Source organism: Paenibacillus cisolokensis, assembly GCF_018403665.1.
Taxonomy (GTDB): domain Bacteria; phylum Bacillota; class Bacilli; order Paenibacillales; family Paenibacillaceae; genus Paenibacillus_AH; species Paenibacillus_AH cisolokensis.
In genome coordinates this window covers 1-16,861 of the sequence record NZ_BOVJ01000025.1, presented here as the reverse complement: position 1 = coordinate 16,861, position 16,861 = coordinate 1, and the positions used below count along the sequence as shown (strand labels likewise).

Sequence of the window (16,861 nt, the reverse complement as noted above, 5' to 3'; positions counted from 1 at the left end):
CAAGCACTCCTCTTGTTATTTCAGATTGAACTGCATACCATCCTGGAACTTCTTGCCAAATATAATGAAGATCAAAATTATCGGCAATGTGAGCAGGACCGACGCCGCGTAGAGCGGACCCGGATAAGTGCCGTACGGACCGAACATTTGCGACAACAGCACGTTCAGCGTCAGCAGACCGTCGCTGCGCACGACGATCATGTCCCACAACAGCTCCGTCCACCGCTCCATCAGCAGGAACAGAAATACGACGGTCGTAATGGACTTGGACATCGGCAGCATAATCCGGTACATAATTTTCCAATCGCTTGCGCCATCGAGCTTGGCCGCTTCGATGAACGCATCGGGAATCGCCTTAAAGAAATTGGTATACATGAAAATCGCCCACAGACTGACCGCTTTCGGCAAGATCATGCCCAGATACGTATCATACAAGCCGATCCGCTGCACCGTCAGAAACGTCGGAATGAGCAGGATGATCGCCGGGAAAACATATGGAACAACACGAAGTTGTTCGTAAAATCGCGGCCCCTGAATCTCAGCTTCGACAACGCATAGGCGACCATGACCCCGAACAGCATCATCAGGGCGGTCGAGGCGAGCGACACGATAATGCTGTTCATAAACGCCGTCATCCACGGACGGGACATCCCTGTCTCACCGCCGGAGAACAGCCACTCATACGACTTGAACGTATACTTGGTCGGAAACAGCTTGCGGTCGATCTGGGTCCAATCCGCGAGCGAATTGAGCACCATGTACAAATACGGATAAACGAGAACAAGCAGCAGGACAAGCGCGACGATGTAACGGATCGCCAGCCGCAATTTGCGGTTTCGATTAGTTCCAACCATAGCGCTTCCCCCACAGTTCCAGCAATTTTCGAACGATGTAGATGGAGATGAACGTCGCGAGCGAAGCCAGCAGCGCTACGGCGGATGCGTAGCCGGCCTGCAGGTTTTTGAACGCCTGGTTGAAAATCTCCATCTGCCACGTATTGGTCGCGAAGTTCGGACCTCCTCCGGTCAGCTGATACACCTCAGTAAAGATGCCGAAGGTAACGCCGAAAGCCAGAATGAGCGTCGTATACAGCGACGGGTACAGCAGCGGCAGTGTAATGCGCCAAAACCGCTGGCGGTCCGTGACGCCGTCGATGGCGGCGGCCTCGTACACTTCCTTGTCGATGCTCGACAGTCCGGCGGTCAGAATAAGCGCATAATAGCCGGTAAATTTCCACGCCAGAATGATGCCGATCACGAACAGCGCGGACATCGGCGTGCCGAGCCAGTCGATCGTGATGCCGAGGCTGCGCAGAAACGTATTGACCGGGCTGTTATAGGACAGCAGCCCTTTGACGATCAGCGCGGATACGACGCCCGAGGACAGATACGGCAGAAAGAAGCCGATCAGAAACAAGCTTTTGAAACGCGGCAGTCCGTTGACGAGCACCGCCACGGTCAGCGCCATCACCGTCACGATCGGAATAAAGACGAGCATGAACTTGTAGGTGACCCAGAACGCCGCATGAACGCTCGGCGAACGGAGCGCGTCCATAAAGTTCTCGAACCCGACAAAATGATATTCCGGCGCGATCAGGTCCCAGTCGGTAAACGACAAATAGAAAGACCAGATCAACGGGATGAAGAAAAAACGATGGAATAAATGAGGTACGGGCTGGTAAATAACCAGCCCAACCTGTTGTTTTGTCGCTCCATGGGAAGACTCCTTTATTTCAGTGCGTCTTCGATGGCCTTCTTCATATTGGCCCAACCGTCTGCCGGCGAAATCTCACCGCGAACGACTTTGTTCAGCGCCTCCTGGCCGATCAGCGTCTGCAGCTCGTTATATTTGGCGTTGTCCATCGGCGGAATCGCGTTCGGCACATTTTCGGCGTAAGGCTTCAGCTGCGGATTGGCATCGAGAATCGCCTTGAACGCCTCGTTCGTCGACAGGTCGTCGCGCGCCGGCGGCAGCATCGTTTGCTCGAACCATTTCAGGTCGTTTTCCGGTTTGGAATAAACCCATTTCAGAAAGTCGACAGCGGCTTTCTGTTGCGCCTCCGTAGCGTCTGCGTAGATGACAATGCCTTTCGTGTCCGCGAAAGTTTTGCTCTCTGCGGGATTTTTGCCGTCCGGCACAGGCGGCATCGTCAATGCGAACGTTTCATTATATTTCATTTCCGGGAATTTCTCTTTCCACATCGTAAACGTCCAAGGACCGAGATCGGTGAATACGCTGGTGCCCGTCTCGAACGGATCGGTTACGTTTTGCGCCAGAATGCCGTTCTCCTTGCGAAGATTGTCGATGAACGTGAGCGTCTCTACGCCCGCCGCCTCGTCTCCGACGAAGCTGTCGCCCTCGATAAATTTGTTGCCCCCGGAAGCGGCATTATAGAGCATGAAGAAGTCGAACCAGCGCTTCCAGGCGGTCGGGTCGATCAGATCTGCTTTCGCCCACAAATATTTGTCTTTGTGAGCCGCCTTCAGCTTTTTCGTCAGCTCCAGAATTTCGCCGTACGTTTGCGGCGGTTGCTCGTAGCCGAGATCTTTCAAAATGTCAATCCGCCAACCGAACAGCATGGCGTTGGAATAGATCGGCAGCACATATTGATGGCCGTCCGCAAAAGTCCAGGGCTCGATCGTCTCGGTCATATTCCGGCTGGACAGAATATCTTGAAAGCCCGGCAGCGTATCGAGCGGGACGAGCGCCTTGCTCGCAGCCAGCTGAGCCGCGAAGCCACGGTTAATGTTCTCGGACATCGTCGGCGCGCTCCTGCCCGCGATTGCGGCCTGAATGCTGGCCTCCGAGCTCGGGGATTCCTTTATCGCACTGACATTAATTTTCACGTTCGGATTTTCGGCCTCGTACGCTTTGGCCATTTCCTGCCAATATGCCTGCTGCGTCGGGTTGGGCGCCGCCCAAAACTCGATCGTCGTCACTCCGCCTTCCGCTTCACCGCTATCTTCCGCTTTTCCCCCCTGGCCGGTGGAGCAGGCCGACAATACGGCGACAATCATGCCAACTAGGAGTAGTAACGCAACATTCTTTTTCATTCCGCCAAGACCTCCTGAATAAATCATGTTTTCTCTAGGTAGAATAGTAATGTTATTGTAACGTTACTATTCTTGGAAAATGCGCTTTGTAACCGTTTGTAACATCATTATCCCTGTTCGTTTATAAAAAGTCAAGCCGTTTTGTTGTGAACAATCCATAACAGTTTACTCGGTTGTAACTTTACAAAATTAATCTGTAACGTTACTATAGTAGTGTTGACTGCAGCATTTTTGTCGCCGAAAATAGAGTTGCCCTGTACTTTAATTATGTATCCGCAGCTTGGAAAGGAATGACCGACGTGAAATCGAAAGTTACGATGCAGGACATTGCCGACCGGCTCAAACTGTCCAAAAATTCCGTTTCGCAAGCGCTAACCGGCAAGCCCGGCGTGAGTGAGGCGACGCGGCGGCTTGTGATCGAAACGGCGGAGCAGATGGGCTACGTTTACGGCAAGGACCGAAAACGCCGGCAGCCGAATGCGCCAAACGGCAGCATCGCGCTGATCGCTTCCGATTTTGCGTTTGCCCAGAAAACTTTTCGGCGAAATCTATCTCAGCATCGAAAGAGAAGTGCGCGACCGCGGCTATGAACTGCTCATCCAGTCGGTCAATCAGACGGCTGCGGCCGAGCTTCGCCTTCCGCCGTTTCTTGAGAACCGCGCGGTTGCCGGCGTGCTTACGCTGTCCCATATTACGACCGAATACGTCAACGCCGTTATCGATACGGGCATACCGACCGTCCTGATCGACCATCACCATCCCGATATTGCGGCCGATTGCGTGCTGACGAACAACCGGTTCGGCGCTTACGCAGCGGTGCGACATCTGCTTGAGCTCGGCCACCGGGATATCGGTTATATCGGAAATATCGACTTTTCCCCCAGTTATTACGAACGGCTGGACGGCTTCCGGCTCGCCATGCACGAATACGGCGTTACCCCCAACGAAGAGTGGATCGTCGATCGCGCGCTGGAGGATCACTCGTATATTATTAACCTTGTCAAAAAGTTGGAAAACTATCCAACCGCCTGGTTCTGCGTCAACGACGGGCTCGGCTTCATGCTCAATTCCGCGCTGCAGCAGCACGGCTTCAGCGTGCCGGATGACGTCTCCGTCGTCAGCTTTGACAACGGTTACTTGTCGCGCATCGCCACGCCCCCGATGACGACGGTAAACGTGGATCTCGAATTGTTCGGCAGCTGCGCGGTGGAGCTTCTGCTCGACCGCATCGCGCATCCGAACAAGCCGCTTACCGAGACGCTGCTGCAGGCGAAGCTCATCGTCCGCGAATCGACCGCAGCGCCGAAGCGCGCGTAACCGCAACGCCAGGTAAGGCGGCGGTGAGCGCGGAGCCAGCGGGGGCCGCCGGTTCCCGGGCAGCAGCGGTGTGGGCGGGATCGAGCACGTTCTCGTCGGCGGCGGGGTTGCGGTGAAGGCGGGGGCAGCCCGCCACCCGCGGCAGTGGCGAGGGCGGGATCACGCCGGTCCCGGCAGCAGCGGCGGCCGCCCCCTCACCCCAGGCGAATGCGCAATGCCCGGCTGATTTTCGCGCCGACGGAGGGGCGGGATCACGCCGGTCCCCGGCAGCGGCGGCGTGATTGAGAGGGCGGTCCATGCCGGGCTTCCGGGTAGCGATACGTGAGCACAGCCAAACGCCCCAAACATTTTTAACGAATCGTACACACGCTATTTGGCTGAAAAGCGGCCTTCATGTATTCTAACGAATCGTAGAAACGTTATTAGCGTCTATAATGGCAAATAGTTCCAGATAATGGCGAATAGCGTGCTCTGGATTCGTTACAGTTTCCATCGGTGCCTTTTTTGCCTCGATAAGGTTTGTCATATTCGTTAGCGCCCTGTCGTCGGTAGAGAGCGGGGGTTCGTTAGCGTCCAGTAATCGGCAGATGGAGAGACTCGCATTATGCTTTCATAAAATCATGCCGCGAAACACGAACTCTTTTCATAACGGATGGCGGCCTGGTGGGCCGTACTGAGTTATTCTTACCAATTACCTTCCACTTCCGGGTATTCGATATTGTCCATAAGCTCGGGAGCGCGCAACTTGGTCGGGGGCAATGAGTTATGCGCATAAAGGCTCAAGTTAAATGCAAAAAGGCTCGCTGCCATAACGAAACCTTTTGGCTGTGCGAACCTCGACACAAAAACGATTAGCTTATTTACAGTACCCTTCTTACAATAGCCTTTCTACAGAAGCTTTTCTACAGAAGCCTTTCTACAGAAGCCTTTCTACAGAAGCCTTTCTTAACAGTAGTCTTTCTTAACAGTAGTCTTTCTTAACAGTAGTCTTTCTTAACAGTAGTCTTTCTTACAGAATTCTTCTTACAGCATTCTTTCTTAACTATAGCCTTTCTTACAACTGCCTTTCTACAGCAGCCCTTCCTTCATGGCCCGGTATACGAGCTGGGAGAACAGGCTGTTCGACCAGGCGAACCACGATCGTGTGAACTTGCCCGGATCGTCGGCATGGAAGCCTTCATGCATATAGCCGGTATCGGCGTCCGTCGCTTCCAGCATCGCGATCATCTCCAGCTTCTCCTCCGGCGAAGACGCCGTCAGCCCTTGCATCGACAACGCCATATGCCAGATATAACCCGGAGGCGTATGCGGGCTGCCGATACCTCTGGCCGCCTTGCCTTCGAAGTAGAACGGATTTTCCTTGCTGAGCGCAAACCGGCGCGTATTCTGATATACCGGATCGTCCGCGGAAACATAGCCGAGATAAGGAATGGACATAAGTCCCGGCGTTCCGGCGTCGTCCATCAGACAGTAGTTGCCGAAGCCGTCCGTTTCATAAGCGTAGATCGGACCGAACTCGGGATGGCGATAAATGCCGTACAGCCTGATCCCGTGATCGATCTCCTGCTCCAGCTCCTTCAGCTCGCGCAAGAACTCCAGATCGCGGAACACCCATTCCGCAAATTCCTGCATATAACGCAGCGCCACAACCGCAAACATATTACCCGGAATGTTGTAATGGAAATCGCACGCATCGTCGCTGGAGCGGAAGCCCGACCATACCATGCCCGTATAGTTGACCGGCATGCCGAGCCCGTTATTGCGAAGCGAGTCGGTCGGGATGCCGTTATTGCGGGTGAAACGGTAAGGCGAAAGCTCGAAATGCCGCTGCTCGGTCCGGAACAACGAGTAAATGGTGCGCATTGCGGCTTTGAAGCCGGCATCGAAAATATCCGTCAGCCCTGTTTCTTTCCAATACAAATAAGCGAGGCGCATCGAAAAGCAGAGCGAATCGATTTCGAACTTGCGCTCCCATACCCACGGCGACATGTCGGTTTCGTCCGTCGCGTTCCAGTGCCAGTCGTTGGCCGACTCGTTAAAAGCGTTTGCATACGGGTCGATTTGAATATAGGCGATATGCCGTTTAATCAATCCGCCGATGATGCGCTGCAGATCGGGATCGTCCTTCGCGAGCGGCACATAGTGAATGACTTGCTCGACCGAATCGCGCAGCCACATCGCCGGGATGTCCCCGGTAATGACGAACGTCGTGCCGTCGTCGAGCAGCTTCGTGGTCGTTTCAAGCGTATTCGGAAAGCAGTTTTTGAACAGCTGCAGCAGCTTGGGACGATGGGCCAGTTTCTCTTCGGCCTCGGCCAGCACCGCCTGCACCGCTTGCGGCAGTTCGAGCTTGGGCATCGGTATTTTCGGAAGTCTGAATTGCTCCATCTTGTTCAACAGGCTCCTTTAGTATTGACTTATTGACGTTCATGAGCCGGATCGCTCGTTGTAACCGGCCACCAGCCCGCTTCGATGCGGGCGATATCGGCCCTTACGCGAATCGCGGCTCCCGGGAGATCGGCGAACGCGTCCAGCGCCAAGTGCAGCGCTTCGAGCAGCCGGATGCGGCGGCGAAAATCCGTCTATCGGAAGCAAAAGCAGCGGGGCGCGGGCGACTGCCGCCGTATACAGCAAGCATTGCACCGATCGATTCGGTCTCGCCGGCTCGCTGCGGATCGCCGTAATCGGCGGCTACTTCCCGCACTAATCTTACAACCGGGCTGGCGGCACCGTCAATTCGGCGCTGATCGTATTGCCGTACAAAACAGGCGGAGGGACTTCCCGAAATCACGCCCATAACTTCGGGAAGCCCCTCCTCGGACATATGCCCGCCCCGTCCGTTCCTCACACCATCATTTTGCAAATATCATTCGTAAATTCGACCGGATCGTCGACCGGCAAGCCTTCGATCAGCAGCGCCTGATTATACAGCAGGCCGGTATAGAGCTTCAGCTTCTCGGGATCGTGCTGATGAGCCGCTTTGAGCGATTGGAACACGTCGTGGTTGACGTTGATCTCCAACACCTTGTCCGCCTTCACATTTTGCCCGTTCGGCATGGCGCGCAGCACTTTCTCCATCTCGATCGACAGCTCGCCTTCGGCGGTCAGACATACCGGATGGGATTTGAGCCGCTTGGACGCCTTGACCTTCTTCACCTTGTCTCCCAAAATGTTCTTCATCGCCTCAAACAGCTCTTTGTTGCCGCTGTCCTCCGCATCGGACTTGTCCGCATCCGAATCGGCCTCGTCGATGCCCAGGTCGCCGCTCGACACCGACTTGAACTCTTTCTCTTTATAGGACATGAGCATTTTGACCGCAAACTCGTCGATATCGTCGGTCAGATACAAAATTTCGTAGCCTTTGTCGGCAACGAGCTCGGTCTGCGGCAGCTTGGCGAGACGTTCGATCGAATCCCCGGCAGCATAGTAAATGTACTTCTGATCTTCCGGCATCCGCGACACGTATTCGTCCAGCGTGACCAGCTTCTTCTCCTTGGAGGAATAGAACAGGAGCAGATCCTGCAGCATATCCTTGTTCGTCCCGTAATCGCTGTATACGCCGAACTTCAATTGTCTGCCGAACGCCTGGTAGAACTTCTCGTACTTCTCCCGTTCTTCCTTCAGCATCGTCTGCAGCTGGCTTTTCACCTTGTTTTTAATATTTTTGGCGATCAGCGTCAACTGCCGGTCATGCTGCAGCATCTCGCGCGATATATTGAGCGACAGATCTTCCGAGTCGACCATCCCTTTAACGAAGCTGAAATAATCCGGCAGCAGATCCGGACATTTGTTCATGATCAGGACGCCGCTCGAATAAAGCTCGAGACCTTTCTCGTATTCCTTCGTGTAATAGTCGAACGGAGGCTGCTCCGGGATAAACAGAATCGCGTTATAGTTGACGGCGCCGTCCGCCTTGATATGGATATGCGCCAGCGGCTTGTCGAAGCCGTACCGTTTTCGGCATAAAAATTTTCGTAATCTTCCGGCTTCAGCTCGTTTTTGTTTTTGCGCCAGATCGGGACCATGCTGTTGATCGTTTCTTCTTCCCGATATTCCTCGAATTCGTTCTCGGCGCCTTCCTTCGGCCGGGTTTTCGTCACGTCCATCTTGATCGGATAGCGGATGAAGTCGGAATATTTCTTGATGATCGCTCGCAGGCGATATTCTTCCAGAAACTCGTCGTACCGGTCGTCTTCGGTATTCTCTTTGATTTTCAGAATAATGTCCGTTCCGACCTCAGCTTTTTCAGCCGGTTCAACGGTATAGCCGTCCGCCCCGCTCGACTCCCATTTGTACGCTTCGTCGCTGCCGAGCGCTTTGCTGATAACCGTCACCTTGTCCGCGACCATGAAAGCGGAATAGAAGCCGACCCCGAATTGGCCGATAATGTTATGGCCGTCTTTCGCCTCGTTCTCCATCTTGAAGGCGAGCGAACCGCTCTTGGCGATGACGCCGAGATTGTTCTCCAGCTCCTCCTTCGTCATCCCGATCCCCGTATCGGAGATAGTCAGCGTGCGATTTGCCTTGTCGGCTTTTATTTTAATGTAGTAGTCATCCTTGTTGAATGTCAGATTGTCGTCGGTCAATGCCTTGTAATAAATTTTGTCGATCGCGTCGCTTGCATTGGAAATAAGCTCCCGCAGGAAAATTTCCCGCTGCGTGTAAATCGAATTGATCATCATTTCCAGCAATCGCTTCGATTCCGCCTTAAACTGCTTTTTGGCCATTACTTCGCGTTCTCCTTTCGCCGGTCGAATTCATTGTATCTTTATGTTTATCGTTTGGTGTCCGTCTGTTAGCACTCCATCCGCAGGAGTGCTAATACCTATTTTATATGTCTCATTATTGATGTCAATATTTGCGGCGTTTAAGGTTCGTTCTCGGTTATCCGTTAAAGGAGCTTCCATTATTTATAAAAAGGGACGGGCGCCGTTTTTGCTATGATAGATTGATAGATTAATAGAACAAAAGACGGAGGCCGAATAGTGAACACGAGATCATACATATTTATTTTCGCTTTGATTGCGGCTTGTCTGTTCGCGAATGCCGGCTTCGCGGCGCCGGCGGCAGGCAAGCCGCCGTTCGACGATATGGCCGGCAGCTATGCCGAGGACGCCATTGCCGCCCTTTATGCCAAACGGATCGTCGGCGGCGTCGGCGATCGCCGGTTCGCGCCGGAACGGGCGGTAACCCGCGCCGAATTCGCCGCAATGATGCTGCGCGCGCTGCATCTGGACCCGGTCGGCAATGCGATTCCCGCCTTCTCCGACGTACGGCGCGGCGCCTGGTATTACGGCGACGTTCATGGCGCCGTCAACCTGGGGATCGTCGGCGGAACGGGACCGCGCACCTTCGAGCCGGGCCGGCCGGTCACACGGCAGGAAGCCGCGGTCATCGCCGCAAGGGCGCTCCGGCTGCACGGGGAAGCCTCCGGCCGGACCGGCTTGTCTTACGCCGATGCGGAGCGGATCGCTTCCTGGGCCGCGTCTTCCGTCGCGGCGACGGCCGAAGCCGGCCTCATGCAAGGGTACGCCGGGAAGTTCCGGCCGCTCCGCACGATCAGCCGGGCGGAAGCCGCCGTGCTCCTGTACCGGATCGTCGAAATGCCGGGCTGGAAAGCGCAATTCGCCGCCGAACCGGATGCGGGCGTCCAGCTCGGATGGCTGTATGAGGATGCCGATCGGCAATTTCGCAACATGACGATAAATGCTGTCGTCAATACGATATCGCCCAGATGGTTTTTTATAACGGCAACGGGCGGAACGACCGGTCAGGCGGATCCCGCCCTGATCGCCCTGGCGCATGAACGGGGCAAGCGGGTTTGGCCGCTTGTCGGCAACCGTTTCGATCGGGAAATGACGCATCTCGTGCTGACCGATCCGAAGCGGAGCGAGACGCTCGTCCGCAGGTTTGCCGACATCGTGCAAACTTACCGGCTGGACGGATTGAATCTCGATTTCGAGAATATCGATCCGGCCGACCGGGACGCCTTCTCATCTTTCGTCCGCGAAACGGCCCGGGTGCTGCACGCCCATGGAGCCGAGCTGTCCGTATGCGTTCCTCCCGATTTGGAAACGGACTGGAGCGAGCCGTTCGATTATGCCGCATTGGCTGATGCAGCCGATTATATCGTCTTGATGGGGTATGAGGAGCACTGGAACGGCAGTCCGGAGCCCGGCTCCGTCTCTTCGCTGCCGTGGGTGGAGCGGCATGTCCGGAAGTTGGTCCGGCAAATCCCCGCCGGGCAGGTCATTTTGGGATTGCCGTTCTATACGAGGGATTGGTCGCGGCAGAACGGCCGGACGGTATCCGAGGACTTGACGCTGGCGGAACAGAACCGGCGGCTCGCTGAAGTGAAGCCGGCGGTGCGGTGGGATGAGACATTGGGACAATATACGGCCGTTTACAATCGCGGGGGAACGAAACATTCGATCTGGGCGGAGGACAGCCGTTCGCTGTCGCTGAAATATATGGCGGGCGCAAGCTTCGCCATCGGCGGCAACGCCTATTGGCATATCGGCGGCGAAAGTCCGGACGTATGGGCCAGCCTCGGCAACGCGATCCGGTACGGCGGGTACGATTTTACCCGCCGGACAGTCGCGCTGCGCTGAGGAAAACCGGCCCGGCGTCAAATTAAAGCGCCCACGTTCAGGGCGGTGACATATTGGGCGGTAATGAGCTGCGGACGCGTAATCGCCGAACCGGATTTACAAGGCCCTTGGCGACGGCCACTTCAGTTCTACGCCGGCCGCTGCGAGCATCGCCTGGTAGTCGCCGAGTGAGACGCCGTCCGCCCGCACTGCGCGCGGCCGCATGCCACGGTCGATGCAGAAGGCGGCGAGATAGCCCGCGGCTTCCCCAATGTTCCATTCCACCGGATGGAGCCGGTAGCAGCCGTTCGTAATATGGGTGGTGCCGATATTTTTGCAAGCGGCCAGCAGATTGTTCATCCGGACCGGAATCAAGCTGCCGAGCGGAATTTGGAACGGAAGGCTGGAGATGTCGATGTAGGTTCGAAGCGCCGTGCTCGGATGCAGATCGATCCGGTATGCGCCGATTCCGACGGAATCGAAATAGTCAGCCGCCAGACCGTCCTTGCGGCATTCCGGGCTCAAATCCTGCTCCACGACCGTCGTCTCCGCCTTGATCCGCCTCGATTCGCGAATATAGGGGCTCTTCGCCAGACCTTCCTGCGTGCCCGCGATATCGCCGCGCAGCCGCAGCCCCGGATATCCGGCTTTGCCATCCGGACGCGGCGCTTCCGTCTGCATCCAGTACAGCAGCGACAAGCTCAATTGTCTGGCGTTCTCCAGATGCTTCCGCCGTTCTTCCTCATCCACATCGATAATCGGTCCGAGCCAGTAGTCGTTCTGCGGCCAATTGACGACGGTCACATCGCTTTCAAACGCACCCGGCGCAAACTGCGAACGGTCGATAATACGGCGGTACGTCCATAGCGAAAACGACTTGCCGTCCGGAAAGAAGCTGTAACGAATCGGCTCGAGCGTATGCGGGACAAGCCCCGTCCAGCTGAGCTGGCGATCCGGCCAGAAGCTTGCGCTGTACTGCTTCCAAAATTCGTACTGCTCCGGCTTCCGGATCGTATAATCTTCACCCTCGATATAGTCGACGGCGAAGCACCAGGTGATCGCCTGCATGTCCGCCGGATCGGCCGCGCCGTCAAGAGCGTGCGGCTCCCCGGTCTCCGCGGCCGATTCGGCGCCCGTTACATATTCGGTACCCGATAGCGGGAGCAGGTCTCCCTCGTCCGTCGCATCCAGAAAATAGGCGCCGGTCAGCACCGCGGTATCGCCCGTCAAACTGCTGCGGACATGCACGGCGCGAATCTCGTCGCCCGCCGTCTCTACCCGCACCGCCTTGTGCTGCTCCATGATCGTCAGGCTTCCGCGGTGAATGTAGGGCGCCAGCATATCGCGCAGCACGGCCAGCGCCGCCCGCGGTTCATGCGCGATACGGCTTACGCTGGCGTTGCCGGGATTGAAATGCGGGTTCGCCCGGGCGGCAGGCAGCACCGCAAAATGGCGCTTGTAATAATCCCGCACCCCGTTCCGGAACGCCCGGTAACTCGCCGTACATCCGAAGCTTTCGATCCACGGATGCTCATCCGGCGGCACCATCTGGCTTGTCAACTGACCGCCGATCCAATCCGTCTCTTCCGTCATAATGACGCGTTTGCCCGCCCGCGACGCCGCCAGCGCCGCGGCGCATCCGCCGGTGCTTCCGCCAATGATCACAATATCGGCATGCAAATGCCGCTCCATCCCGTTTCCCTCCCCTATTTATTCGAAAACGCTTTCGTCCGGCAGGCCAAGCAGTATACCGGATACGGACATCGCCTGGAACGCATCCTGCCGCAGCCGCAGCATATCGTGAAACGAAAAGCGCGGATACCGGACAGCCGCTCAGGCCAGAAGATGGAGCCGTAACAGATCGACTTCCCCGGTCAGCGCTTCTCCGGAGCGATACCGTTCCAGCTCGTCTGCGATGAAATCTCCGATTGCAAGCAAGCCGTTGTTGACGGCGCCAGCAATGTGACCGGTCAAGATGACGCGGGGATGCGTACGGAGCCAATGCCCGGACGGAGGCGGCTCCGGATCGGTCACATCGAGGATGACCCTCAGGCTGCCGCGCTCCAGCCGCCGCCGCAGCGCTTGCTCGTCGACGAGAGAGCCGCGCGCCAGATTGATCAGAATCGCGTCATCTTTCATCGCGCTCAGCGTCCGCTCGTTGATCATATGATAGGTAGCCGGAATTTCCGGCGCGAGCACCGTGACGACATCGGAAGCGGCCACCAGCTCTTCGAGGGAAACCGACCTCGCGCCCAGCCGTACCGCCTGTTCCGCGCTGACCGTCGGATCGTACAGCAAAACGTCGACGCGAAAATGGCGCAGCAGCTCGAGGTAGCGTCTGCCGGCCTGCCCCGCCCCGATGCAGCCGATCGTCACGCCGAACAGCTCGCGAATCCGGCTGCGCGTCTCGTCCGCCCGGTTGTTCCACCAGTCCCCGTCACGGGTGCGGTCCGCAATATCCCATATATTTTTAAGCGATACGATCGTGAGCCCGAGCGCCGTCTCCGCCACCCCGCGGCTCAGCACCGAGGCGGCGGAGACGACGCGGATGCCCCTTGCCTGCAGCGCTTCCGATACGACCGGTTTCACCGAACCCGCCGCATGCAGCACGATTTTCAAGTCCGGCGCCTCATCGAGCAGCTCTTCGTTCAATTGCGGACTCATCCAGGAGGTGACGGCCGCTTCGGCCCCCCGGATCAGGGCGGCACTGCCCTCCGGCGAAAGCGGCTCCGCCGGCACCGCCAGCTCGTTCGCGAGCCGCGACATCCGTTCCAGCGCCGCAGCTGCGAACACCCGGCTCCTGACAGCCGGATTCAGCAGCATTGCAATTTTATTCATATTCGCCGTTTCTCCCATATAAACTCTGATATTCTGTCGGGGTGAAGCCTGTCATTTTCTTGAAAGCTTTGCTGAACGAATGGACCGACTGATAGTGCAGATGCTCCGATATTTGCGTAATGCTGCTCCGGCCGGACTGCAGGCTGTTCATCGCCTTCATCATGCGCCGCTTGGCCCAATATTCCTGCAATGAAATGTCCATTTCCTCCCGGAAGGCGTGCGACATATAGGAGTAGCTGTAGCCCAGCTTGTCGGCCAACTGGCCGAGCTCCGAAATTTCCGCCGCATGGCGGTCCAAATACTGAACAATCTGATAGACAAGCTCCTTCTTGCCGTAAGCTTTCTTCCTTTCGCCCGCCGCCGCCCGGCTGCCCGGGAGTTGCCGTTCGAGCATGATGAGCAGCCGATTGAGCAGGCTGTCCAGCATGAGCGGCAGATGCGGCGGTTCCGTCCGCAGCTCGTGCATAATCTCGAACAGCAGCTCGTCAAGGCCCGCGACATCCCGGACCGCGCGGCCGTCCCTCGCTTGCGCAAGCGCATCCAGCAGCTGCCTGCCTCTGGCCGTCGGCTGCAGCTCCAGGGATACGAACCGCATCGGACTTCTGGACCCTTTGGCCGCGGCGATCCGGTAGCTGCTGCCCGGATTGAGCCATATATAATGGCGCTCCGGCAGCGGCAGCTCATGTCCGTCGATCGCGATCGCGCCATGCCCGGACAGCATGTAGACGAGCAGGCTGCCGTGGTCGGCAAGGCGCCCGTCCGCCTCGTAACAGCAGCGATCCTGAACCTGATGCAGCAGAAGATGGGTCAGCGTATAAGCGCGATCCACATAACAGTGGTTAAACCCCGCCTTCCCGGTTCGGATGGCGGAAGCGCCGCCGTTCAGCATGAAGCAGCCCCCTTCCAAGCGACGACTGTACTGGCTGTATACCCTTACGCCTTATTCTGCATCAATCCGGGCGGCTCCGTTATCCGCTGATCTTACGAAAACAAGGAATATCTTTAGTTGTTTTGCCGTTTGCGGTATTCGGTCGGCGGCGTGCCGTAAAATTGCGTGAACTGCCTGGTGAAATGATGGATAGACGAATAGCCGAGATCGCTGGCGATGTCCGTAATCGAACGGCCGCTTTCGGTAAGCGATACGGCCGCCCGCTTCATGACGGCTCGGGTCACATACGCTTTGGGCGGCATCCCGGTCGCCTGTTTGAACAATTGATGAAACTGGGACTTCCGGAGACCGGTCATGTCCAGCCACTGATCCTCCCGGGCCCGCGCGTCCGCCTCGCGGTCGATCCGCTCGATTACGGCCTGTACGCGTCTGTCCGCGTAGGACGGCTGTCTCGCCAGCTGAACCAGCTCCAATACGAAAGCCTTCAGCAGACTGGCCGCGATCTCCTCCGAAGCGGCCGCTTCGCTCTGATGATGTCTGACGATTGCGGCGAAAATCGTCATCAGCGCTTCCCGATGCTGCAGCGATTGCACAAGCGGGAGACGATCCGGCTCGGCATCGGGGCGCATGCTCGTCAAGTAGGCGGGGTGAAAGTCGGCATCGTTCCAGACGAGATGGACGTCTGTCCGCAAAGGCTTATCCGCCCAAAGCTCGCAATAGACGTTATAAGTGGCCAGCGGCTTGACGGGATCGGAATAGAACGAATGCCGGAGCGAAGGCGGGAAGAAGATCAGATCCCCCTTCTTGACGGTTCGCGATTCGCCGGGAACCGAGATGCGTCCTCTTCCTTCCCGTACCAGGTGAAAGGCGTAGCAATATCCGATCCTGCTCGATTCGCTCGCGTTTCGTTCGATCGGAAACCGGTAATAATGCGCTACCCGCACGAACGGCCGAATGGACAACTCTCCGTTCATATGCCCTCTCCTTTCCGTATGCCATTTCACCGGAAAAAAAGATAAATCGCCGGACTTTCGTCGAAATACCGTTCCTCCCATTCATGTTACCATAAATTGCAAATGAAGAAGGAGGCTGGCGACAAAATGAGAAGCGGAAGTTTGACAAAGGAGCAAATCGATTTTTACAACGAGGAAGGGTACGTCGTGCTGCCTCGGCTGCTGACCGACGAAGATATGGCGCCGGCGATTGAAGCGATGAACCGGAAGGTGTCGATGATTGCCGAAGAACTGAAACGGGCGAATCTCATTACGGATACCCTTGAGCATCGCCCGTTCAAATACCGTCTCGCCGAGCTGTTCGCCGGTTTATCGTCCGATGAGTTTCTGAAATACGGGAGAAGCTGGAGAGACCGTCTGCCGGGCTATTTTCACCTCATGAGCAATCCGAAAATACTGGACGCCGTGGAATCGCTGATCGGCGGCGAAATATTCGCGAATCCGGTATATAATACCCGTCCAAAAATTCCGAAGGTGGCTGCCGGCGCCGTACCTTGGCATCAGGATAAATCGTACTGGCCGGACGCCAATTCCAACCCGGTCATTACGGTATGGATTCCGCTTGTAGATGCTACCGAGACGAACGGCTGCTTGCACATCAAGCCGGGAACCCATCGCAAACGTCTGCTGAAATGGCATCATGAGACCGAATCCGGCACAGGTTACACGGCGCTCACGAAGCGCCAGCTCGGGAACTCGCCGACCGTCGCCCTTCCGGTTCCGGCGGGCAGCGCCATTCTGTTCAACGACCGTTGTCTTCATATGTCGACGCCCAACTATTCGGACGAAGTGCGCTGGAGCGTCGACCTGCGCTACCAGCCGACCGACCAGGACCCGATGACATCGCATGGCGTCGGCTTTCTCGCGCGCAGCTACAAGCATCCGGAACGGGTGGCCACGCTGGAAGACTGGTTGGCCGGGCGGCCGGAGCACGAACCGGTCATCCAGGGGAGCCATTGATCATTCATTCCCGCCTCGATACGCGATCGGCGGGGCTGCATAAACAAAGCTGCAATAGTGCAACTTTTTCGGACGGAAAATGGCCAGAACGCTAAAATTCCTGCGATAATACAGTTTTTTGATCGGTTCAAGCCAGACAAGTGGAAATTGCCAATAAATACTGTATTTTTGCAGAATTTTGTACCGCAGTCATCTATTCGG

Annotated in this window: 9 protein-coding genes and 4 pseudogenes; 3 read left to right on the top strand and 10 right to left on the bottom strand. The window is 56.6% G+C overall.

What is annotated here, in order from left to right; genetic code table 11:
* Positions 1–15: 15 nt before the first annotated feature.
* From PACILC2_RS03855 to PACILC2_RS03845, 3 genes and pseudogenes are all read right to left on the bottom strand, one after another.
* Positions 16–854, bottom strand: a pseudogene (locus PACILC2_RS03855) (carbohydrate ABC transporter permease).
* A pseudogene (locus PACILC2_RS03850) lies at positions 841–1,715 on the bottom strand (carbohydrate ABC transporter permease). Before PACILC2_RS03850 ends, PACILC2_RS03855 begins: the two co-directional pseudogenes overlap by 14 nt.
* Before the next feature lie 12 nt (positions 1,716–1,727).
* Positions 1,728–3,053 (bottom strand): ABC transporter substrate-binding protein, encoded by a 1,326-nt coding sequence (locus PACILC2_RS03845; RefSeq protein WP_062495785.1) that lies wholly within the window; start codon positions 3,051–3,053, stop codon positions 1,728–1,730.
* 299 nt (positions 3,054–3,352) lie between these two features.
* Between PACILC2_RS03845 and PACILC2_RS03840 the strand changes: the two are divergent.
* Positions 3,353–4,370 (top strand): annotated as a pseudogene (locus tag PACILC2_RS03840) (LacI family DNA-binding transcriptional regulator).
* 1,068 nt (positions 4,371–5,438) lie between these two features.
* Here PACILC2_RS03840 and PACILC2_RS03835 read toward each other — a convergent pair.
* The 3 genes and pseudogenes from PACILC2_RS03835 to htpG all read right to left on the bottom strand — a co-directional run bounded on the left by PACILC2_RS03835 (position 5,439) and on the right by htpG (position 9,097).
* Complete coding sequence (locus PACILC2_RS03835; RefSeq protein WP_062497252.1) at positions 5,439–6,758, bottom strand: glycoside hydrolase family 125 protein; 1,320 nt, start codon at positions 6,756–6,758, stop codon at positions 5,439–5,441.
* A gap of 29 nt (positions 6,759–6,787) precedes the next feature.
* On the bottom strand, positions 6,788–6,910 hold the full coding sequence (locus tag PACILC2_RS27815) for a hypothetical protein (protein ID WP_280515267.1): 123 nt from the start codon (positions 6,908–6,910) through the stop codon (positions 6,788–6,790).
* Positions 6,911–7,214: 304 nt separating this feature from the next.
* Positions 7,215–9,097, bottom strand: a pseudogene (gene htpG, locus PACILC2_RS03830) (molecular chaperone HtpG).
* A 258-nt stretch (positions 9,098–9,355) separates the two neighbouring features.
* Between htpG and PACILC2_RS03825 the strand changes: the two are divergent.
* Complete coding sequence (locus PACILC2_RS03825) at positions 9,356–10,981, top strand: S-layer homology domain-containing protein (RefSeq protein ID WP_213527609.1); 1,626 nt, start codon at positions 9,356–9,358, stop codon at positions 10,979–10,981.
* 96 nt (positions 10,982–11,077) lie between these two features.
* Here PACILC2_RS03825 and PACILC2_RS03820 read toward each other — a convergent pair whose 3' ends face one another.
* The 4 genes from PACILC2_RS03820 to PACILC2_RS03805 all read right to left on the bottom strand — a co-directional run bounded on the left by PACILC2_RS03820 (position 11,078) and on the right by PACILC2_RS03805 (position 15,661).
* Positions 11,078–12,652 carry an FAD-dependent oxidoreductase gene (locus tag PACILC2_RS03820; RefSeq protein WP_213527607.1) on the bottom strand — a complete coding sequence of 525 codons (1,575 nt, stop codon included), beginning with the start codon at positions 12,650–12,652 and terminating at the stop codon, positions 11,078–11,080.
* A 141-nt stretch (positions 12,653–12,793) separates the two neighbouring features.
* Positions 12,794–13,798: a hydroxyacid dehydrogenase gene (locus PACILC2_RS03815; RefSeq protein WP_213527605.1), complete on the bottom strand. Its 1,005-nt coding sequence runs from the start codon at positions 13,796–13,798 to the stop codon at positions 12,794–12,796.
* Positions 13,791–14,687 (bottom strand): helix-turn-helix transcriptional regulator, encoded by an 897-nt coding sequence (locus PACILC2_RS03810; RefSeq protein WP_213527603.1) that lies wholly within the window; start codon positions 14,685–14,687, stop codon positions 13,791–13,793. The genes PACILC2_RS03815 and PACILC2_RS03810 overlap by 8 nt, the downstream gene beginning before the upstream one ends.
* 113 nt (positions 14,688–14,800) lie before the next feature.
* A complete protein-coding gene (locus PACILC2_RS03805) occupies positions 14,801–15,661 on the bottom strand; it encodes an AraC family transcriptional regulator (RefSeq protein WP_213527601.1) in 861 nt (286 codons plus the stop codon).
* A 126-nt stretch (positions 15,662–15,787) separates the two neighbouring features.
* Here PACILC2_RS03805 and PACILC2_RS03800 point away from each other — a divergent pair, with 126 nt between their 5' ends.
* Positions 15,788–16,660, top strand: coding sequence for a phytanoyl-CoA dioxygenase family protein (locus tag PACILC2_RS03800; RefSeq protein ID WP_213527598.1), 873 nt, complete (start codon positions 15,788–15,790; stop codon positions 16,658–16,660).
* Positions 16,661–16,861 lie beyond the last annotated feature (201 nt).